Origin of the sequence: Acrocarpospora macrocephala, from assembly GCF_009687865.1 — a bacterium.
Lineage (GTDB): Bacteria > Actinomycetota > Actinomycetes > Streptosporangiales > Streptosporangiaceae > Acrocarpospora > Acrocarpospora macrocephala.
Genome location: NZ_BLAE01000006.1, coordinates 102,660 through 122,196, shown reverse-complemented (window position 1 = coordinate 122,196; position 19,537 = coordinate 102,660). Strand labels below are relative to the sequence as shown.

Genomic DNA, 19,537 nt, shown 5'->3' with positions numbered 1-19,537 from the left:
AGGTGACGACCCTGAACCTTCCCCGCTTCCTCGCCGCCGTCGGCCTGGTCGTCTCCGCTGTCGCCCTCCCGCTTCCGGCGCGCGCCGATGGCCCGTGCCCGGAGGCGACCGTCGTCGTGGACACGCCCGCCGAACTCGGTACCGCGCTGGCCGGCGCGGTGCCCGGCGACGCGATCCACATCGAAGACGGCACCTACGACGGGGGCTGGGCAGCAACCGCGGACGGCGCCGAGGAGGCGCCGATCTGGCTGTGCGGCGGCCCGGCCGCTCAGCTGACCAACGACGGCCACCAGGGCGGCTATGCGCTTCACCTGGACGGCGCGTCGTGGTGGCACCTGCACGGGTTCACCGCACGGTGGGCGCAGAAGGGCGTCGTGGTCGATGACTCCCACCACGTCACTGTCGAGGGCCTCACCGTCCGCGACCTGGGCGACGAGGGTATCCACCTGCGCAGCTTCACCACCGACAGCCTGGTCATCGGCAACACCGTGTTCGATACGGGGAACCGTCGGGAGAAGTTCGGCGAGGGCGTCTACATCGGCAGCTCCGACGCGAACTGGGGCGCACTCACGGGTGGCATGCCCGACGCGTCCGACCGCAACGCCGTGACCGGCAACACGATCTACGACGTGACCGCCGAGGCCATCGACGTCAAAGAGGGCACCTCAGACGGGATCGTCTCGGGCAACACCTTCGACGGCTCCGGGCAGACCGAGGAAGGCGCCGACAGCTGGGTGGACGTCAAGGGCAACGGCTGGCTGATCACCGGCAACAGCGGCCAGTACAGCCTGCTCAACGGATTCGAGACCCACCACCGCAACCTCAGCAAATCGGGCCTCGGCAACTGGGGCCTGAACAACACCTTCACCGGCAACACCGCCGACGTGCAGGGACCGGGAAGGGGCTTCTACATCCACGACCCATCCACCACGGGCAACGTCGTCTACTGCGACAACACGGTGACCAACGCCGGGCTCGGGTTCGCCAACCTCACCTGCACGCCGTAAGCGGGAGGTGCCGCGATGGCCGACTGGCCGCTGTACGACGGGCAGGGCACCGAAACCGCCGGGGCCACCGCCGCGTCCTCGATCGGCGTGGCGGTCACCGCGGGCGGCTCCACGAACACCAAGGGCAGTTGGGTCGAACTCATCGCAGCCACGGCCCACAAAGCGGTCGGCCTGATCGTCAACGCGGGCAGAGGCCACACCGCCACGGCTGATTTCCTGGTTGATATCGGAGTCGGGGCGTCGTCCTCGGAGACGGTGATCATCCCTAACCTCAAGTGCGACAACGGCAGCAACAACCTCGGCCCCGGCCAGATCCTCATCCCGATCGGCATCCCCGCGGGGACGCGGATCGCGGCGCGCTGTCAGGCCACCTCGGCTTCGGCGGTCACCCGCCTTCAGGTGATCCTGCTCTACGGGTCGTGGCTGGGCCAGCCTCCACTCGGCCGGGTGACGGCCTACGGCGTCGCCACCGCAGACTCGGGTGGCGTGTCGGTCGATCCGGGGCTGGCGGCCAACACGAAGGGCTCCTGGTCGCAGATCACGGCGTCCACGACGAACCCGATGCGGTCCATGCTCGTCTCGATCGGCCAGCAGGCAAACAGCGGGCGGAGCGTCAACACTGACTGGCTGCTCGACATCGCCATCGGCGCGGGCGGCTCCGAGCTGATCGTCATCGCCGACTTGCACGCGGAGGTCTCCACCTCCGACGACGCGGTAGAGCCGCGCTACATCGGACCCATTCCCTGCAACATCCCGGCGGGTACCCGGCTTGCCGCCCGGTCACAGGCCAGCAACATAACTGACCCCACCGACAAGTTGTTCGACGTCATCATCTACGGCTTGGACTGAGCGGGGGTTGATCGATGTCCATCACCGTGATCGCCTCCGGCACCCAGTCCGCCACCCTGACCACCGAGCATGACCTGGCAACGGACACGGCCTCGCATGTCTACGTTCTCGGGGTCGATACCGGCGCGATGGCTCTCGCCGACATCCTGGAGGTGCGGGTCTACACCAAGATGCTGAGCGGCGGAACGGAGCGGCTGGCCTACTCGGCGACCTTCTCCCACGTGCAGGGGGAGCCGCAGAAGTACAGCCCGCCCATCGTGGCGAACATCTCCATCAGGGTCAGTCTCCTGCAGTCCGCCGGGACGGGCCGCTCCTACCCGTGGGCTTTGCTCGCCCTTTCGTGAGCGAGGCGTAGATGAGCACCCGGTATCTCGCCGCCTACCTGCCACCAGCCGACGACGGCGGGCAGACCATCGCGGTCGGCACCGCCACCGAGACCAACACCGCCGTCGCCCTGGGCGCGGCCAAGACGCGCGCCCTCACCGCCGCCGAAGAGACCGGTACGGCGCAGCCGCTCGGCCGCACCAAAACCCGCACGGTGGACCCGGTAGGCGAGGTCGGCACCGCCCAGCAGCTCGGCCGCGCGAAGGCACTCACTATCGGTCCGGCCTCCGCATCCGAAGCCGCACAAGACCTCGGCAGGGCAAAAGCCGTCCAGCTCGACCCCGCCGTCGAGACCGACCAGGCCATCGCTATCGAGATCAGCGACGCGCCGTTCGCACTCGCCCCGGCGGCCGAGACCAACGCCGCACAACCGCTCGCACGAGCCAAGACCCTCGCTCTCGGCCACGCCGAGGAGACCGGCGCCGCGCAGGCCTTGGCCGCGGCCAAGGCCTGCGCCCTCACGCCAGCGCAGGAAACCAGCACGGCCCTCACCCTCGCCCCCGCGAAGACGGCCGCCCTGGGCGCAGCGAGCGAGACCGGCGCAGCACAACCCCTCGGCCGGACGAAAACCGCAACACTCGGCCCCGCAGGAGAGACCGGCAGCGCCCAGCCCATCGGCCGCGCCAAGACCCTCGCGGCTGGCCCCGCCGTGGAGACCGGTACGGCGGTCGGCCTCGCCCGCTCGAAGACCACAACCGTGGCGGCCGCGGTCGAGCAAGACGCCGCCCAGGCCGTCGCCCCGGTCAAGAGCATCGCCCTCACCTCCGCCGCCGCGGCGGAGACCGCCCAGACGCTCGGCCGGGCGAAGGCCAAGCAAGTCGACGGCGCGACCGAGACCAACCACGCGGTCGCGATTGGATCCAGCGGTGCCGTCATCTCGATCAGCCCCGCCGGCGAGACCGACACCGCCCAGGCCGTCGCCCGGGCCAAGGCACGTCAGCTCACGCCGGCAGCCGAGCTCGACGCCGCGGTGCTGCTGGCTCGGATCAAAACGCGGGCGCTCACGCTGGCCGGCGAAAACGGCACGGCTGTGGCCCTGGGCCGGGCCAAGCTCAGGCCGCTGGGCCCGGCCGCCGAGACTGCGGAGGCGATCGGGTTCGGGTGGGCCAAGGCGCGCCTGCTCGGGACGGCGATCGAACTCGACGTCGCGATGCAGATCTCCTCGACCGGCGGCGCCACCCCGGTCGCGCCCGGCGTTCTGACCCCGGCGCTGGCCGGCGCGACGCTCACCGCCTCGACCGCGGGCCCGACGCTCACGCCCTCAGCGAGGGGCTCTGTCCTGACCGCGACTGCCAGCCCGTAGGAGGTGGTTGTGCTCAACGCCGGAGATCCCCAGATCGCCTCGCTCCTCATCAACCCGGGCGACGGTACGACGGCCGCCACGCTGACCGTGTACGCGCCGGACGGCACCTCAACCACGGCCGCAGTCACGGTGTCCGAGACGGACGACGATGGCGTGCGCATGGCCTCCGCCGCGGTCACTTACCCGGTCGCGGGCTTGTACGTGCTCGCGTGGGTGGTCACCGGGATCGGCGCCGGAGTCGAGCACCAGCAGGTTCCGGTCGCCCCGGCGGTCACCACCGTGCCGCAGGGCCGGGTGTATGCGACGACGACGGACCTGGCGAACAAGCTGCGGAAGGCTCCGCCGTTGAACGCGCCCATCCTGCTCGAACGGGCGTCCCGCCTGGTGGACAAAGAGCTTCTGTGTGCGATCTACGACGTGGACGACGACGGGCTGCCCACCGATCCGGTCCATATCGAGGCGATGCGGGACGCGACGGTTGAGCAGGTGGCAGCGTGGTCGCCGATCGGTGAGGACGGCACCGGCGTGACCGACCACTACACGAATGTGAAGCTCGGGTCTGCCTCGATGAGCCGGGGCGGCGGTTCCAGCGGTGGATCGCAGAAGGGCTCGGCGGCTGAGGAGTTGGCTCCGCAGGCGCGGATGATCCTGCAGCAGGCCGGCCTGACCGGGCATGGCCCATGGACCCCGTACTGATGGCCGGCCTGCCGGAAATCTGGCTGGTGCATGAAGTCCAGGTCGAGCCGTTCGCGGGTGCGGGCGCGTACGGCGACACCTTCGGCCCGGCCGTAACCAGGGCCGGGTTTATGGAGGAGAAGCGGCGGAAGATCCGCGACAAGAACGGCGCGGAGGTCGTCTCCAACAGCACCTTCTACACGCAGCTCGACCACGTCGCGGACTTCCCGGTCGGCTCGCGGGTCGCGTACGCGGGCCGTGTCAGCAAGGTCCTGACGGCGGATCGGCACGACGGGGCTGGCCTGCCTCTGCCCTCGCATCTGGAGGTCTATCTCCAGTGACGAAGAAGGCGATCGTCAAGTTTTACGGGATCAAGGTGAAGGCGGCCGAGCGGAAGGGCGCGGAGCGCGGCCTGAAGCTGGCGTTGGAGCACCTACTGCAGGTGGCCCGGACGCAGGTTCCGCATGAGGAGGGCGTGCTCGAGGATTCGGGCGATCCGGATAAGCGGCCTGGCGCGGCGAGTCTGGACGGGCTGCACGGGGCTGTTTCGTTCGATACTCCTTACGCCGTAAGGCAGCACGAGGAGATGGACTGGCAGCACGACGACGGCCGCAAGAGCAAGTACCTGGAGGATCCCCTGGCCAGCGAGGACGCGACGATGCGGGCACTCATCGCGGCTCAGATTCGCCGGGAGATGAGGAAGAAGACGTAGAGGCGTTGAGCAGCGCCCGCATGTCGGCGACGGCGTGCTGGAGGAACTCGGCGACCGCCGCCTGCTCGGCCGCGCCTCGCACGTCTACGTCGGCGACGGGGTGGAAGTCGGTCGGGACCAGCACCGGCCCGACTCGGTAGAAGTCGCCGTACTTCTCTTCCTCGAACAGCTTCTTGGTCTCTGACCAGTCGATGCGCTCGACCGCTGCAAGGCGGCGCGCGATCTGCCCCGCCCGGATGCGGCGGAGCCGGAACGTCTCCGACCTCGCCATCCTCACCCTGCACTGGATGGAGAAGCATCCCGAGCGATACGCCGACCTCCACCCGGACGTCCGGCCGTACCTCGTTGACGCCGGGCTACTCGCGGCCTAGTCGAGAGGCTGCGCGGCGACCCACCGGTCCACGAACGCGCGCCCCTCACTCGTCAAGACGTAGGTGTCGGTCGCTGACAGGTCGATCGAGAACACCCCGCCGACGCTGGCCTGCTGGGTCAGGTTCAGTTCGGGTTTATGAGCCAAGAGGCCGTCTTCCACCAGGTACATGACCAAGAGATGCATGAGCGGCGGAAGCAGGATGTGGTCGTTGTCCCGGACCTTGGCGAAGTAAACGAGGATCCGCCGCTCAAGATCTCCGTAGCGGCTGTTCAACAGCGCCAGGTTCGCCTTGTACTGGCGTAGCGCCTTCCGGTCGATCTGGCCCGGCCCGTTGCCCTTGCGGCCGTGGCAGTTGGCGCACAGCACGATCATGTTCGCGAACTCGTGCTTCTTGACCCGCTCCCAGTCGTCGATGTGCTCAAACTCCAGCGGAGCCGCAGCACGACACGTCGGGATCGCGCAGCGGTGCCCGGCCTCCACCAGTAGGTCGCGCTTCAGCTGAGCCGGTAGTGCGGGTCGTCCAGCAGGCATCCCACAACCCTAGAGCCGCCGGGGGGTGGGATGAGCCTCCTGGAAGAGTTCGCCCAGCTCTTCGACCTACTCGACCTCGGCACCTACAAGGCGGACGGCAGCGTCGGCGGTGACATCTTCTTCCCGCGTATGCCGGAAGCCCCCGACCGCGCGCTCGCCCTCGCCCGCTACGGCGGCGACGAATCCTCTCTCGCCGACGACTACGACGAACCCCGCATCCAAGCCCGGGTGCGCGGACCGGCCGATGACGCCCGCAACGCCGAGCGGTGGGCCGAGCAGGTCTACGACACCGTCAACGGCCTCGGCATGCGCGAACTCCCCGGCGGCACCTGGCTCCAGCTCGCCGTCGGCCTGATGGGCGGCCCGGTCTTCATCGGCCAGGACAAGAACGACCGCCCCGAATTCACCGTCAATTTCCGGGCCGAAATCTCCCGGCCGAGCACGAACAGGAGTAACCCGTGAGCCAGGTGAAGATCAACGCCCGCGACATCATCGTGGAAGTCGAATCCGCCACCCCCGACACCTTCCTCCGCGTCGAGAACCTCGCCAACGTCGTCATCAACAAGAGCGAGAACGAGGAGACCGTCGACACCACCGACTACGACAGCCAGGGCGTCTACGAGCAGGAGGTCATGCAGCGCGGCGCGTCCATGGAGCTGGAGGGCATGGCGAAGAAGGACCGCCTGACCGGCTCACTGCAGCCTGGCCGGGCGCGGGTGGAGGAGATGGCGGGCGAGGACAAGGTCGGCTACGACAGCCTCGGTCGGGTCCGCTTCCGCCACCCGATGGACACCGAGTGGAAGATCTGGAACTGCACCTTCAGCCTGGGCGAGCAGGGCGGCGGATCGAACGACAAAACCTCGTGGGGCGCGACCATCACCAAGTCGGGCCCGACCGAGTTCGAGGATGTCGCCTGATGACCGACATCAACGACGACTACAACGACGACCTCGACGACGAGCCCGAGGACGCGCCCGAGACGTTCGAGACCTGGGACGGCTTCTGGACCGAAGTCCGCGCCGAGGAGGACTCCGAACGAACCGGCCCGGACACCGTCGTCATCCGGGGAGTCCGCGTAGAGGTCCCGCGCCGGCTGCCGCTCAAATTCCTCCTCAAGGCCGAATCCGTCGCCAAGGCCTCAACTGTCGATGCCCTGCACGACACCGTCGGCGCGCTCTTCGGCAAAGAAGCCCTGAACGCGTGGGTCGAGGACGGAATGGACGCCCCCGAACTGCAGGTGGCGCTCACCTGGGGCGTCGCACAAGGGTCCGGCAAGGACATGACCTTCCGGGAGGCGTACGCCGCCGTGAAGGAGCAGGAGGGAAAAGCCGAGCAGGAGGAGGAGAAGGCGGCGGCCTCACCCCCGAAGAGAGGCAACTCCGCCGCCACTGGGGCGCGATCGTCGCGGACTTCCGCCGCGAATACCGGTTCACGCCGCGCGAGATCGCAGAGCTGACCCCCTTCTGGTTCGGCATCTACCTCGCCTACCTCTCCCCAGAAGCGGTCTACCGCAGGCTCACCGCGAACGAGCCGATCGAGCTCAGCGGCGAGCAGGCGCAGGCCTTCATCAACACGCTGTAGGCGCGCACGGGAGGTGACCTCCCTTGCCGCTGACTGTCGGCGAGCTCGTCGCCTACGCCTCCGTCGACAACAAGGCGTTCGAGCGGGGCACCAACCAGATCGAGCGAACGCTCCAGCAGACCGCCAAGGTCGCCGACGCCGAACTCGGCAAGATCCCCGCCGCCGCCCGCGCGGCCGGGGAGCAGACGGGCGAGCAGTTCACCGTCGGCGCGGACGGCAAGCTGCGCGACTCCAAGGGGCGGTTCGTCGCCACCGGCCGCAAGAGCGGCGACGCAGTCGGCCGCGGCTTCGGCCTCGGCATGAAGTCCGGTCTCGGCGGCATCGTCGCCGACGTCGCCAAGCTGGTCGGCAAGGCGGGCGTGCAGGTGATGGGCCTGACCGCCAACGTCGCCAAGGTCGGCCTCCTGGCTGGCGGGCTGTTCGCTGCCGCGCAGGGCGCCGGGGCGCTGGTGGCCGCACTCGCGCCCGCAGCTGGCCTGGTGGCCGCCCTCCCGGCGGCGTTCCTGCTGGCCAAGGCGGCGGCAGGCACGCTCAAGGTGGCCCTGCTCGGGGTGCAGGAGGCGATCGGCGCAGCCCTGACGGGCGACGCCGCCGCCTTCGAGGCGAGCCTGAAGGGGCTGTCCCCGGCCGCGCAGTCGGTGGCTCGGGAACTTCGGGCGGTCAAGCCGGAGATCGATGGGCTGAAGGCCAGCGTCCAGGACGCGTTCTTCGAGCCGCTGAAGGGCCAGCTCACCGCCGTCGCAGCTGCCCTGCTCGGCCCCGTCAAGGCGGGGATGACCGGGGTTTCTGGAGAGTTCGGCCGCCTCGCCGCAGACGTCGGCAAATTCGGCCGGAGCAAGGCAGCGGTCGAATTGGTGAAGGGCGCTTTCGGCACCCTCAAAACCGAGATCGGCTCCATCCAGTCCGGCACCTTGCAGAAGCTGCTGGAAGCGATCTCGAATTTCGCCAAGTCGACGCTGCCCGCTTTTAAGGGTCTCGGCGCTGGGATCGATGGCGCGGCCAAGAGTTTCACTGATTGGCTGAATGCGGCGACGGCTGCCGGGAAGCCGATGGAGTGGATTCAATCCGCGCTCGATGTTCTCGCGAAACTGGGCGCGGTCTTTTCCGATATCGGCGGAATCGTCAAATCCGTCATGGGCGCGATGGGGAAGGCGGGTGTTTCCGCGCTCGGCCCGATCGGCATGCTTCTCGACAAGGTGAATGCGTTCTTCGCTTCGGCGAAGGGCCAGGACATTCTCATCAAGATCTTTCAGTCGCTCGGAAAAGTAGTAGACGCGCTTTGGCCCATTTTTGAGGAGCTCGCCTCAGCCGCCGCCCTCGTAGCTCCCGTGATCGCCGACGTGGCTGCCGCGCTGGGTCCTGGCATCGCTGCCGCGATCAAGGCCCTAGGTCCGGCCCTGGCTGCCATGGGGCCCGGGCTGGTGGCCATAGCGGACGCGATGGCAAAGGCGTTCGCGGATCCGACCGTCGCATCATCGCTCCTCTTGCTGGGCCAAGCGATCGCTGGGCTCCTTAAGGGTTTCGCACCCTTAATTCCGGTGGTCGTGAAAATCGGAGCCGCCTTAGTGGGCGGGCTTTCGAAAGCCATTCTTGCCATAACACCGCATCTGCCGGATCTGGTGGCTGCTTTTGGCGAGCTGCTTTTGACCATGATCCCGCTAATCGATCCGGTCGTGGATCTGGTTATAGCGCTGACACCGCTGATCCCGGTCATGACCGATCTGATCAAGATCACGACCGAGATCAGCAAAATCCTCGTCACGGTCCTAGTGTGGGCCATAAAAGGCGTCACAGATCAAGTCCGGCGATGGGTCAATGATTTCCGCGCCAGCTGGGATCAGGGCAAGGCGATAGTCCTCGGATTCGTCGACAAGGTCAAATCCATTCTCGCCTGGTTCGGCGAATTGCCGGGCCTGCTCGGAAAATGGGTCGGCCAAGCCAAAACCGCCGCCACCGACAAATTCGGCCAGCTCGTCGAATGGGTCAAGAAACTACCCGAAAAAATAGTCGGCGCACTAGGCGACCTCGGAAAGATGCTACTCAAGGTCGGAAAAGACGCGATCCAAGGACTCATAAACGGGATCAAGTCGAAGGCCGAAGAGGTCTCCAAGGTCGTGACATCCCTACTCAGGGGCGACGTCCTCGGCGCGGCTGCAACGGCGATCGAGGCGCACTCTCCCAGCCGGGCGATGCAGCGCCTCGGCGTGTGGACCGTGGAAGGCTTCATCCTCGGCATCACCGGCAGCCAGGAAAGAATGCGCACCACCGTGACCAACCTGGTCACCCTGGTGCAGAACGCGTTCAAGGCCGCGCCCGGTCATGGCGATCATCTCGCCAACTGGGTGAAGGCCAACACCGACGTCCTCGGCCAGCTCGCCGACCGGCGCGAACAGATCATCAAGCGCATCGCCGACGCCAAGGCCTACGCCACCCAGATCGCCGGGCAAGCCGCTGACTTCGCTGCGATCACGAACATCGATCTCGGCGAGGGCGGCGGCATCGGAGACCTCACCACCGGGCTCGCCAACCGGCTCTCCGCCATCCGCGACTTCGCCAACAACATCAAGACGCTGGCGGCTCGCGGGTTGAACAAGACGATCCTCAAGCAGATCATCGACGCCGGGCCGGAGAAGGGCGGCACCCTCGCCGACATGCTCGTCGGCGCTTCCGGCGCAGACCTGAAGGCGATCAACCGGGCGCAAGCCCAGATCGACAAGATCAGCAAAACGCTCGGAAAAACGGCGGCCGACGCGCTTTATGACACCGGCAAGCAGGCCGGGCAAGGCTTCCTCAAGGGCCTGAAAGGCCAGCTGAAGGAGATGGAAGGCGCCATGGCCGCCATCGCCAAGGCGGTCGTGGCAGCAGCCAAGAAGGAACTCGCCTCCCACAGCCCCAGCCGGGTGTTCATGGGCATCGGCAAGGACACCCTGCTCGGCTTCCAGCTGGGCATCAAGGCCCTGGCCGGGACGACCATCAGCGCCGTGGCCGGGGTGATGGGGAAGGCCGTCAACGCGGCCTCCGGACTCCAGCTCACGATGCCGAAGTCGCAGATCCTCCAGCCGATGACCGGCCCGACCTCGGCTCCGGCCGGCCCCGGCTTCGTGGAGGGCTCGCAGGGCGGCGTGACGGTGCACATGCACGGCACGACCATCCGCGAGGAGGCCGACATTCAGCGGATCGGCGCTGAGTTCGCGTTCGGCGTTCTCTCGGCCCGCGGCTGACCGCCGCTCACACATCCCTATCTGTACGAGAGGCGGTTTCCGCATGCCCGAAGAGCCCCGAGAGCTGACCTTCCGGGAGAAGTGCCTGACCCTCCAGGTCAACACCGGCCGCTCCAGGCCGGTACGGCGAGAGCCGCTGGACGCGAACGGCCGGCGGATGAGGACGGTCGAACGGCCGACGGATTCCGGCGCGCACGTCACCGTCACCAACCGGTCCGACACACGCGGCGACCATCAGGACGTCACCGTCGACATGGGAGTCATCGACGCGCGGCGGCCGCAGTGAGCGCGCGGATCAAGGCGCGGCGGGCGTCGGAGGAAGCCGAGATGCTCACCATCGTCGCAGAGATGCAGGAGAAGCTGGCCGACGCCAAGGCGGCAGCCGACGCGGATCCGAGCCCGGAGAACCTGGCCGCCCGCCAGGAGGCGATGGATGAGGTCGCCGAGTTCCGGTCCTGGGTGCGCGGCGTGGCGAGGATCCGCAAACTCCGCGACCTCCTGGCTGACTCGAAGCTCCCCGATGAGAAGCGGGAGAGGTGCGGCGAGGAGCTCGCGTCCCTGGAGGAACGGCTCGGCGGGTTCCTGGCCGAGCTCGAACAGCTCGGGTCGAGCGCGGGCCAGGTGCCGCTCCCGCCCGGCTCGGTCGAAGCCAACCCGCAGCCCGCGCGGTCGAAGTCGCGTCTTCCGCAGCCGGGGGGTGGTCGCTGATGGCCTGGTCTGCACCTGGTCTGTTCGTCGTCACCCAGCTCGCGGTCTTCACCAACACGCTGACGACCCTCAACTGGGGCGCGGAGGACCACAAGTTTGCGTTCTGGACGGCGAGCGCCACGCCCAACTACGGCACCGACACCGCCTACGGATCCGCGCCATGGAACAGCGGCGAGTCGTCGGGTGCGGGTTACTCGACGGGCGGACCGCTGCTGCTCGGCACCACCATGACCCACGTCTCCGGGTCGATCAAGTTCGACGCCGACAACATCGAACTGGCCGACAGCACGATCACCGCTGAGGGCGGGGTCGGCTACGCGGACGCGCTGAGCAATCAGCTGCTTTTCGGGGTCTGGTTCGGCGAGCTCCTCGAAACCCAAGACGGCCTCTTCTTGATCACCTGGGACTCACTCGGGATCGCTCTCCAAGACCTCACCCCGGCGTAGGAGGCCAGCGTGGCGATCATCAAGCAGTACCTCCTCCCCGAGGAGGCGCAGCAGAGCGGCACGAGCGGCTTCGCGCCGTTCGATAAGGCGGTCGGCACCAACTTCCCGGTCGGCCGCCTCCTGTACGACGCCACCGCCGACGAGGCCGCGTTCTGGCACCTCGAAGCCACCAATTACGGCACGGGCGACTGGACCGTGGACATCGACTGGTACGCGGTCAACGCCACATCCAACGTGGTCCGGTGGGGTGTGGCGGTAGCGGCGATCACCCCCGAGACCGACAGCCAGGATGCGGAGACCAAGGCGTTCGATAGCGAGACGATCTTCGACGACACCCACCTAGGCACGACCAGCAAACGGATCATGCGGGCCACCATCACGGTGGCCTCCGCTGACCTGGATGGTGTCGCGGGCGGGGATGAGTGCTGGCTGCGAGTCCGCCGCATCGGCTCCAACGGGTCGGACACGATGGCCAACGACGCCGCCTTGACCATGGTCCGGATCAGCTACAGCGACACCTGATCGGGGGTTGCTGTGGCGATCAGGTTCGATGCTGACGGCGAGGATTTCACCCGGGCGCTGTCTCTCGGCAGTCAGACGCAGCTCACCGTCACCGGCTGGTTCAAGATCAGCGTCGACAGGGGCCAATTCACCACGCTGTGGGCCGTCGCCGAAAGCGATTTCGACTCCTTTTTGATGCTGGCCGCCGACGGCACCGGCACCGGCCTGCAGGTCATCAACCACACCAACGGCACCGCTCTCACCACCCTGACCGTCGGCACCTGGTACTTCGTCGGCGTCGCGATCAACGGAACCTCCCAGACCATCCTCGTACGCTCCGCCTCCGCCTCCAGCTTCACCGTCACCACCAACTCCAGCGGCCCCTCCTCGGCTGTGGTCGCGGACGTCCTCGGTATCGGCGAGACCCCTCCGCCGGGCGGTTTCGAATGGCTCAATGGCGCGGTCGCCAACTTCAAGATCTGGGTCGGTGCGACCCTTACCCAGGCGGAGATGGAGCGCGAGGCCTGGACCTACCTGCCGTGGAGGACGTCCGGGTTGACCGCCTGGTACCCGTGGGCGGGTAGCGGATCCACGGTTGACCTGTCCGGCAACGGCCGCACCCTCTCCGGCGGCAGCGGCACCAGCCTTGAGGACGGTCCGCCGATCGCGTGGCGGCAGGGACGCCGCCGCCTCTTCCTCCCCACCTCCATCGACGTCGAAGCCAACCCGGCCCCGATCCTTGCGCCCTGGTCGATGCCCGCACCGGCGGTCTCAGCCGGGGCGTCGACCGCGCCGGGTGTGATCGAAGCCCCATGGTCGATGCCCGCGCCGGTCGTCGAAGTGTTCGAGGGCCTGCCGACAGTGGCCGAGCCCGGCGTGATCCTCGCCCCCTGGTCGATGCCCGCACCTCTGGTGGACGCCTTCAGCAACGCCACCGCCGCACCGGGGCCGATCCTCGCGCCGTGGACCCTCCCCACCCCCGCCGTACTCGTCCCCATCGTCCCCGGCGACCAGATCACCGGCCCCGGCCAGATCGAATGGAACGGGTTCTTGCTCGGACGCGGCACCCCCTACGGGCTCGGAAACCTCGAAGGCTGGTACGACCTGCCCGCCATCGACACCGGCAACGTCGCCCACCCCACCCGGCACGGCGCAGAATCAGGCAGGGATCTCAGCCAGGAACGGATCGTCACCTACTCCGGCCTCACCCGCGCACCCCGCGACGACTGGGAAGAGACCGTCGAAGACCTCATCCTCGCCACCGGCGTCGGAGAAGACGACACCGAATACCCGCTCGCGATCCGGCTCCTCGACCACGTCTACACCGGCATGGGCAAGGTCACCCGCCGCGCCGTACCAGTCGACAAACACTTCCGGCTCGGACACTCAAGGATCGTCGTCCAGTGGACGCTGTCGGATCCCCGGCTGCTGTCCAAGCTGAACAGCGCGGTGATCGCCGACGGGGAAACCCAGACGATTTTGAACGCGGGCAACACCGCCACCAGCCCGCTGATCCGGATCCCCGGCCCGAGCGTGATCCCGCAAATCCTCTTCGAACCCCTGGTCGGCGGCGAGGTCGTCGACGAGCGGCTCATCGAGGTCGATCTCACCGTCGCCGACGGGGAGAACCTCATCATCGACGTCAAGCTCGGGACGATCAGCATCGGCGACACCGACCACCTGGACAAGCTGACCGGCACCAGCACCAGCGTCCCCGACCTGGTCCTACCGGCCGGGCAGGTCCGCGTCTCCTACACCTCCGAAGAGGGCGACGCGCCCCCCGCCACCGTCCTCTGGAAGCACGCCATCCTCTGACCAGCCGGGGGAGGTACTTGTGCCCGCCTCCTACCGGTCCGCCTCCCAGCTCGCCTACCTCGGCGACAACCCAGTCCTGGCGCGGCCACCGGGAATCCAGGCGGGCGACCTCCTGCTGGTCGTCCACTTCGCCGACTTGGGCGGCTTGGGCGACATGACCATCAGCGGCGGCGCACCCTGGCCGACCCCGATCGCCACACGGACCGCTGAAGTCGGAGGCGGCGGCACCAAGATCTACCGCCGGTACGCGGGGACCGACGAGCCCGACTTCTACACCCTCACCCAGTCGGCCTCCCCGCTGGAACTCGCCGACTCCACCATCGTGATGATCGCCGTCAAGGACGCGTCCGCCAACGGGATCGTCATCGAGCAGACCGGCGGCGGATCCTTCGGCCCCCCCATCGGCTCCGTGACCACCCCGGCCGCCACACCGCCGACCGCCAGCAGCCTGGAAATCCGCGTCGCCATCGGCTTCCCGATCAACGCCTTCCCCCCGCAGGGCCTCACGCCCGTGACCTGGTCGGCGATCCCCGGATTCTCGGTTAAAGCGAACCCGCAGAGCCGGAACTACGTGGCCATGCAGGTAGCAACCCGCGACCTGGTGTCGTCCGAACGCGTCGGCGAGAAGACCACCTCACCGACACCGGGCGTATTCGGCTACCACGGCTTCACGATCATCGTGCCCAGCGCGGAATCCTCAGCGCCGACGCCCCCACCCATCCCGCCGTTCACCCCCGGCCGCGGTGTGAGCCCGTACCGGTACACGGTCCACGACATGGCGACTGGCACCTACAAGGCCGACATCACCCCCCGGGACGTCACCTTCGACCGGCGAATCGGCGAACCCGGCCTCTTCAGCGGCACCCTCGACGTCCCCAACCGCCGCAAAGCCGCCAAGATCGCCAAGGTCATCCCGCCCAAGTCCGACGACCTCACCAGCGGACCCGGCATGATCGCCATCTACATCTGGCGCGGCGGAGCCATGTGGGGCATCTACTGGATCCACGGCGCAAGAATCCAAAGGTCCCGCCGCGGAGCCGTCACAATCACCCTGCGCGGCTCCACGCTGGACGCCTACCTCCTGCACGTCACCGTCAGCGAGGATGTGGAGTTCACCGGCGAGCAGATCGCCAACGCCCGCGCCCTGCTCACCCATCTCCAGGCCGACCCGACCGCGAACATCGGCCTGTCACTGATGGCCGGATCGTCCGGAACCCCTTCACGGACCCTGACCGTGAAGGAGGGCGACGACAAGAGCTACGGCGACGCCCTCTGGAGCTACTCCAAGGCATACGGCGGGTTCGAGTGGACCATCGATCCGCAGATCACCGGCAACACCGTCTCACGCAACTGGATCTGGGGATACCCGCGCATCGAAGGCGACACCGTCCACACCTTCCAGGAGAGCCCGACCGGCGGCGACATCGTCGAGTGGGGCGAAGAGATCGACGCCCTCCGCGGAGGAACCCGCGTGAAAGTCCGCGGCGGCACCCCCGAAGCGACCGACGCCACCGAAGGCAGCGTCCCCAGAGTGAGCGCCTGGATCTCCGCCACCGCGCACCTGCTCGCCGGATGGCTACGCATCGACCGCCTCGTAGACCACCCCGGCCAGTCCACCGACACCACCCAGCTCGACGACTACGCAACCCGCTGGGTCGCGACCTTCGCCGGCGCGGTCCGCGTCTACTCCTGCACCGTGCTGCTCGGCAAAACGCCGTCCATCTCGCCATCCTCGCTCGGCGACCAGGTCAAGAGGGTCATGGTCAACCCGTGGCACGGCCGGACCAACGGCGCTGCCGGATTCAACATGAGCCAGCGCCTGATCGGCATCGCCATCACCCCCATCTCCCGCACAACCGGCAAAGAGGAAGCGCAGCTCATCCTGGAGGAGCCCACCGTTGACTGACCAGATGCCCGGCGGCCTGGAACGCGTCCTCGCCGACATCCAGCAGCGGCTCGCCCGCCTGGAGCGCGACGCCCGGACGATCGCCGCCACCCCGGTCGCGAAGGCGTCCGCGCCGTTCTTCATCCCGGACGGAAGCCCGGGAACCCCAAGCGGCGGGTTCGTGGCCTACGGGTCGTCCGGGGAACCGCGGTTCAAAACCTCGTCCGGCGACGTGATCGCGCTGCCAGCCGGGGACGTCTCCGACCACACGATGACGTCCAGCTCGGTGTCCAACCCGCCGACCCAATCCCAGGTCAACGCCATCCGCACGGATGTCTCCAACCTGTCCCAGCAGTTCAACAACGCGCTGGCCAGCCTGCGGGCCGACAACGTGATCGGCTAGCGGGGTGTGAAACCGGGCGGGATCTGCTGCTGCACCGGGACGGTGCGGGTGACGTTCCAGCCGATGAAGGTCACCGGGATGGCGACGAACAGCCACAAGCCGATGGTCAGGAACGTCAGCCAGGAGTGGACGAAGAACCACAGGCAGGCGTGGACGCCGAACGTGACCGGGTTGAAGGCGCGTTCTTTGACCTGCATGGTCTGCACCGGCGCGTACCCGTACTGCGGCGGCATCATCATCGGCGGCTGGGGCGGCTGGTAGGGGCCGTTGTACGGCTGCTGCCCGTACGGAGGCTGACCGTGTGGCGGATAGCTCATCGGGGCTCCTGATGTCAGGTGATGCGTATGTGACGTGCGCGATCACTATCCGGTTGTCACCGGCAGCTGTCCGCATCCGGACGCGGAGCGGCTAGGCGCACTGGCCCTCGGCCTCGGCCTGGGCGACGATCTGGTCAATCGTCTGGGTCTGGTACTCCTTGCGAATGTCCGGCTGCAGCCGGTACCGCCACCGGCCGTCCTCGTACACGAACGTGTAATCGTCGATCAGGTACAGCCGCTGAGCCCGGACGGTCGCCCGCTCGCCCTTGACCGTGACGCGCTTGACCGTCCAGTTGATGCCTTCAGCGCTCGACGGGCAAAGCCGGTGCCGCCGCTGGTAGTCCTTCCGCGACACGACCTTCTTGTCCGCAGCCGCCCACGCATCCCAGTAGGTGCCGTAGTCGCCGACCGCATATGAATCCCACAACGCCTCAGCGGCGGCCTTCACTGCTGCGCGGGTGCGCGGCTGAGCAGGCGGGCCGGTCGGCTCCTCGGCGACCTGCTCGGCCTGCGCCGACGGCGTGGACACCGTAGCCGCGCCCGACTGCCCGGCTGGCCGCTGCAGCAGCTCGTAGGCCAGGAACGCGACGGCGATCAACGCCACGGCAGCGACCGCCGACACGATGATTAGCGCTAGGTTCCCGCCGCCACGGCGCCGTTTCCTCGGCGGTTGGGCGGGCTGCTCGTACGGATAGGTCATGACATCTCCAGAGATGGGCGATGGCTGTGAGACGCACGTGATCACGCCCTGGTTGTCACCGGTAACTGTCCACGTCCGGCCAGAGGGGGGCCCAATGCGGAAACGTGCAGGCCGTATGCTCCGCCGCCTGCTCCATCGAGTGGGCCGCCGCGGCGCGAGCCTGCTGTTCCTCGCACTCCTCGATCTCGTGTACGCGGTCGGCCTGCTCACCGCGCCGCCGGAGACGCGGGAGAGTGACTCGTTCGTGTTCCTCACCGGCATCATGCCGCTGGAGGTGTGGGCCGGGGCGTGGGCGCTGGTCGGCTGCCTGTGCCTGGTCTACGCCTTCTCCCTTCGGGACCGGGTCGCGTTCATCGCCGCCAGTCTCCTGAAGGCCGTGTGGGCGAACGTCTATCTGGTCGGCTGGACGGCCGAGGAGATTCCTCGTGGCTACGTGAGCGCGGCCGTGTGGCTGGCGTTCGCGGGCTTCATCCAGGTGATTGCGGGGTGGCGTGAGAACTGGGAGCGGTGATCGGTGATGGATCCGGCCATCGTGGTCGCGGTGATCGGGGTGCTGGGGTCGATCGCTTCCGTGGGCTATACGGCCCGGTCGGCGCGACGGGCGACCCGCTTGCAGGAGGAGCAGAGGGCTGAGCAGGCCGCCCGCGACTCCCGGCTGAAGGCTGAGGACGCCGCGTACGGACGGGCGAGCTCCTACGACATCGGCGTCCAGGAGCGGCAGCAGAGGGAGATCAACCGGCTGAACCGCCAGGTCGAGTTGCTGCAACGGCAGGTGGCCATGTTGATGCGCCAGGTGGTCGGCGCCGGGCTGGTGCCGGTGACGATCCCGGAATCCGACGAGAAAGAGGTGTAGGCCATGCCGTACTTGACCAGTCTCGCGGCGGTCGCCCGCCGTACCGGCTTCCCGGTCACCGAGGTCGCGGGGTGGACGAGCCGCGGCCACGGCCCGCAGCCCGCGGTCCGCGGGATCGTCTGCCACCACACGGCGGGGCCTGCGGCGGGTGGGGATTACCCGTCGCTGGCGGTGGTCCGCTCCGGTCGGCCTGGTCTGGCGGGGCCGCTGTCTCAGTTCGGGCTGGGCAGGAGCGGCCGCATCTATGTGATCGCGGCGGGTCGTTGCTGGCACAACGCGCCGAGCACGAGCGGCCTGCACACCAATAGCGCCAGCATCGGCATCGAGGCGGAGAACAACGGCAGCCAGCCGTGGCCCGAACCGCAGCTGGACGCCTACCGGCGGCTGTGTGCCGAGCTCTGCAAGGAGTACGGGCTGCCGGCCAGCGCGGTGAAGGCGCACCGCGAGGTCAACCGAGGGAAGCCCGACCCGCACGGCGTCAACATGGCGGACTTCCGGCTGGCGGTGGCCCGGCTCATGGTCGGCGAACAGGAGCCGGAGCTTGAGGTGCGGGACGGCGTGCCGGTGTTCAGTCGGGCGCTGAAGGTGGCTAATCCGCTGCTGCGCGGTGCGGACGTGCGGGCGTGGCAGTCCGCGGCGCGCGTCTTTGTGCCGCGGCTGGACGTCGACGGCCTGTACGGCAAGGACTCGCAGGCCGCCTGCAAGAAGATCCAGGGCCTGTTCGGCGTCGACGTGACCGGCGTCGTGGATGAGGAGACGTGGGTCCTCACCTTCGTGGTGGAGCCCGCAGATTTGGAGGACTCATGAGGAAGATTCTTGCCGTCCTGGCGGCTGCCGTCCTGGCGGCTGCGGTTCTGGCGGGCAGCCTGTTCGGTGTCGGCCTGGCCGCCGCGGTGGCTGCGGAACCGGCGAAGCTGTACGGCGGCTGCGTGAACCAGAAGACGGGTTTCCTGCGGATTCTGGAGAAGACGAACCTCGCCAGCTCCAAGGACGGGAAGTGCCGGAAGGGCGAGACGAAGATCGTGTTCTCGTCGGTGACCGGCGTCACCCCGGCGAAGGAGATCCGCAAGTTCCCGGGCGGGGTGACCGAGACGTGCACGCTGGCGTCCGCGACCGCGACGAGCGTGACGCAGAACTGCGTGCGGGTGACCGCGTCGCCGAGCGCGTCGCCGTCCCCGTCGGCCTCGCCGACGTCCTGATCAAGGTGTGGTAAATCCGCTGATTTTATCGCCGGTCCTTACCACCCGCCCCTGACCAGCCTTTTTCCCGGATC

Annotated in this window: 26 protein-coding genes; 22 read left to right on the top strand and 4 right to left on the bottom strand. The window is 68.0% G+C overall.

Annotated elements, in window-relative coordinates; genetic code table 11:
* The first annotated feature begins 2 nt into the window (after positions 1-2).
* Genes Amac_RS04995 through Amac_RS04965 form a run of 7 tightly spaced genes read left to right on the top strand, consistent with a single transcriptional unit; the run spans position 3 to position 4,930 of the window.
* Positions 3-1,007, top strand: coding sequence for a right-handed parallel beta-helix repeat-containing protein (locus tag Amac_RS04995; RefSeq protein WP_155353119.1), 1,005 nt, complete (start codon positions 3-5; stop codon positions 1,005-1,007).
* 15 nt (positions 1,008-1,022) lie between these two features.
* On the top strand, positions 1,023-1,856 hold the full coding sequence (locus Amac_RS04990) for a hypothetical protein (protein WP_155353118.1): 834 nt from the start codon (positions 1,023-1,025) through the stop codon (positions 1,854-1,856).
* A 14-nt stretch (positions 1,857-1,870) separates the two neighbouring features.
* Positions 1,871-2,200: a hypothetical protein gene (locus Amac_RS04985; RefSeq protein ID WP_155353117.1), complete on the top strand. Its 330-nt coding sequence runs from the start codon at positions 1,871-1,873 to the stop codon at positions 2,198-2,200.
* A gap of 11 nt (positions 2,201-2,211) precedes the next feature.
* On the top strand, positions 2,212-3,543 hold the full coding sequence (locus Amac_RS04980) for a hypothetical protein (protein WP_155353116.1): 1,332 nt from the start codon (positions 2,212-2,214) through the stop codon (positions 3,541-3,543).
* A 9-nt stretch (positions 3,544-3,552) separates the two neighbouring features.
* Positions 3,553-4,239 carry a hypothetical protein gene (locus Amac_RS54695; RefSeq protein ID WP_218040885.1) on the top strand — a complete coding sequence of 229 codons (687 nt, stop codon included), beginning with the start codon at positions 3,553-3,555 and terminating at the stop codon, positions 4,237-4,239.
* Positions 4,224-4,559, top strand: a complete 336-nt coding sequence (locus Amac_RS04970; protein ID WP_155353115.1) for a hypothetical protein — start codon at positions 4,224-4,226, stop codon at positions 4,557-4,559. The genes Amac_RS54695 and Amac_RS04970 overlap by 16 nt, the downstream gene beginning before the upstream one ends.
* Positions 4,556-4,930, top strand: coding sequence for a hypothetical protein (locus Amac_RS04965; RefSeq protein ID WP_170322328.1), 375 nt, complete (start codon positions 4,556-4,558; stop codon positions 4,928-4,930). The genes Amac_RS04970 and Amac_RS04965 overlap by 4 nt, the downstream gene beginning before the upstream one ends.
* Here Amac_RS04965 and Amac_RS04960 read toward each other — a convergent pair.
* Positions 4,887-5,201 (bottom strand): hypothetical protein, encoded by a 315-nt coding sequence (locus Amac_RS04960; protein ID WP_155353114.1) that lies wholly within the window; start codon positions 5,199-5,201, stop codon positions 4,887-4,889. The genes Amac_RS04965 and Amac_RS04960 overlap by 44 nt on opposite strands.
* Before the next feature lie 96 nt (positions 5,202-5,297).
* The gene (locus tag Amac_RS04955) at positions 5,298-5,834 is read right to left on the bottom strand and encodes an HNH endonuclease (protein WP_155353113.1); all 537 of its coding nucleotides are present in this window, start codon (positions 5,832-5,834) and stop codon (positions 5,298-5,300) included.
* Positions 5,835-5,864: 30 nt separating this feature from the next.
* Between Amac_RS04955 and Amac_RS04950 the strand changes: the two genes are divergently transcribed.
* The 11 genes from Amac_RS04950 to Amac_RS04900 all read left to right on the top strand — a co-directional run bounded on the left by Amac_RS04950 (position 5,865) and on the right by Amac_RS04900 (position 16,394).
* The gene (locus tag Amac_RS04950; RefSeq protein ID WP_155353112.1) at positions 5,865-6,296 is read left to right on the top strand and encodes a minor capsid protein; all 432 of its coding nucleotides are present in this window, start codon (positions 5,865-5,867) and stop codon (positions 6,294-6,296) included.
* The gene (locus Amac_RS04945) at positions 6,293-6,751 is read left to right on the top strand and encodes a phage tail tube protein (protein WP_155353111.1); all 459 of its coding nucleotides are present in this window, start codon (positions 6,293-6,295) and stop codon (positions 6,749-6,751) included. Before Amac_RS04950 ends, Amac_RS04945 begins: the two co-directional genes overlap by 4 nt.
* Complete coding sequence (locus Amac_RS04940; protein ID WP_155353110.1) at positions 6,751-7,290, top strand: hypothetical protein; 540 nt, start codon at positions 6,751-6,753, stop codon at positions 7,288-7,290. Before Amac_RS04945 ends, Amac_RS04940 begins: the two co-directional genes overlap by 1 nt.
* Before the next feature lie 148 nt (positions 7,291-7,438).
* Positions 7,439-10,636, top strand: coding sequence for a phage tail tape measure protein (locus tag Amac_RS04935; protein ID WP_155353109.1), 3,198 nt, complete (start codon positions 7,439-7,441; stop codon positions 10,634-10,636).
* Positions 10,637-10,679: 43 nt separating this feature from the next.
* The gene (locus Amac_RS04930; RefSeq protein WP_155353108.1) at positions 10,680-10,922 is read left to right on the top strand and encodes a hypothetical protein; all 243 of its coding nucleotides are present in this window, start codon (positions 10,680-10,682) and stop codon (positions 10,920-10,922) included.
* Positions 10,919-11,344 carry a hypothetical protein gene (locus tag Amac_RS04925; RefSeq protein ID WP_155353107.1) on the top strand — a complete coding sequence of 142 codons (426 nt, stop codon included), beginning with the start codon at positions 10,919-10,921 and terminating at the stop codon, positions 11,342-11,344. The genes Amac_RS04930 and Amac_RS04925 overlap by 4 nt, the downstream gene beginning before the upstream one ends.
* Positions 11,344-11,790 carry a hypothetical protein gene (locus tag Amac_RS04920; RefSeq protein WP_155353106.1) on the top strand — a complete coding sequence of 149 codons (447 nt, stop codon included), beginning with the start codon at positions 11,344-11,346 and terminating at the stop codon, positions 11,788-11,790. Before Amac_RS04925 ends, Amac_RS04920 begins: the two co-directional genes overlap by 1 nt.
* Positions 11,791-11,799: 9 nt before the next feature.
* The gene (locus Amac_RS04915; protein ID WP_155353105.1) at positions 11,800-12,312 is read left to right on the top strand and encodes a hypothetical protein; all 513 of its coding nucleotides are present in this window, start codon (positions 11,800-11,802) and stop codon (positions 12,310-12,312) included.
* Between the two features lie 12 nt (positions 12,313-12,324).
* Positions 12,325-14,106 (top strand): LamG-like jellyroll fold domain-containing protein, encoded by a 1,782-nt coding sequence (locus tag Amac_RS04910; protein ID WP_155353104.1) that lies wholly within the window; start codon positions 12,325-12,327, stop codon positions 14,104-14,106.
* A 19-nt stretch (positions 14,107-14,125) separates the two neighbouring features.
* Complete coding sequence (locus Amac_RS04905; protein WP_155353103.1) at positions 14,126-16,012, top strand: hypothetical protein; 1,887 nt, start codon at positions 14,126-14,128, stop codon at positions 16,010-16,012.
* Complete coding sequence (locus tag Amac_RS04900) at positions 16,005-16,394, top strand: hypothetical protein (protein ID WP_155353102.1); 390 nt, start codon at positions 16,005-16,007, stop codon at positions 16,392-16,394. Before Amac_RS04905 ends, Amac_RS04900 begins: the two co-directional genes overlap by 8 nt.
* On the opposite strand, the gene Amac_RS04895 is transcribed toward Amac_RS04900, so the two are convergent.
* Entirely contained in the window at positions 16,391-16,711 is a 321-nt protein-coding gene (locus tag Amac_RS04895; RefSeq protein WP_155353101.1) for a hypothetical protein, read from the bottom strand. The genes Amac_RS04900 and Amac_RS04895 overlap by 4 nt on opposite strands.
* Positions 16,712-16,802: 91 nt before the next feature.
* Complete coding sequence (locus Amac_RS04890) at positions 16,803-17,411, bottom strand: hypothetical protein (protein WP_155353100.1); 609 nt, start codon at positions 17,409-17,411, stop codon at positions 16,803-16,805.
* Between the two features lie 94 nt (positions 17,412-17,505).
* Here Amac_RS04890 and Amac_RS04885 point away from each other — a divergent pair, with 94 nt between their 5' ends.
* The 4 genes from Amac_RS04885 to Amac_RS04870 are packed head-to-tail and all read left to right on the top strand — an operon-like array spanning position 17,506 to position 19,463.
* Positions 17,506-17,922 (top strand): hypothetical protein, encoded by a 417-nt coding sequence (locus Amac_RS04885; protein WP_155353099.1) that lies wholly within the window; start codon positions 17,506-17,508, stop codon positions 17,920-17,922.
* Between the two features lie 6 nt (positions 17,923-17,928).
* A complete protein-coding gene (locus Amac_RS04880; RefSeq protein ID WP_155353098.1) occupies positions 17,929-18,264 on the top strand; it encodes a hypothetical protein in 336 nt (111 codons plus the stop codon).
* Positions 18,265-18,267: 3 nt separating this feature from the next.
* Positions 18,268-19,071 carry a peptidoglycan recognition protein family protein gene (locus Amac_RS04875; protein WP_155353097.1) on the top strand — a complete coding sequence of 268 codons (804 nt, stop codon included), beginning with the start codon at positions 18,268-18,270 and terminating at the stop codon, positions 19,069-19,071.
* On the top strand, positions 19,068-19,463 hold the full coding sequence (locus tag Amac_RS04870; RefSeq protein WP_155353096.1) for a hypothetical protein: 396 nt from the start codon (positions 19,068-19,070) through the stop codon (positions 19,461-19,463). Before Amac_RS04875 ends, Amac_RS04870 begins: the two co-directional genes overlap by 4 nt.
* Positions 19,464-19,537 lie beyond the last annotated feature (74 nt).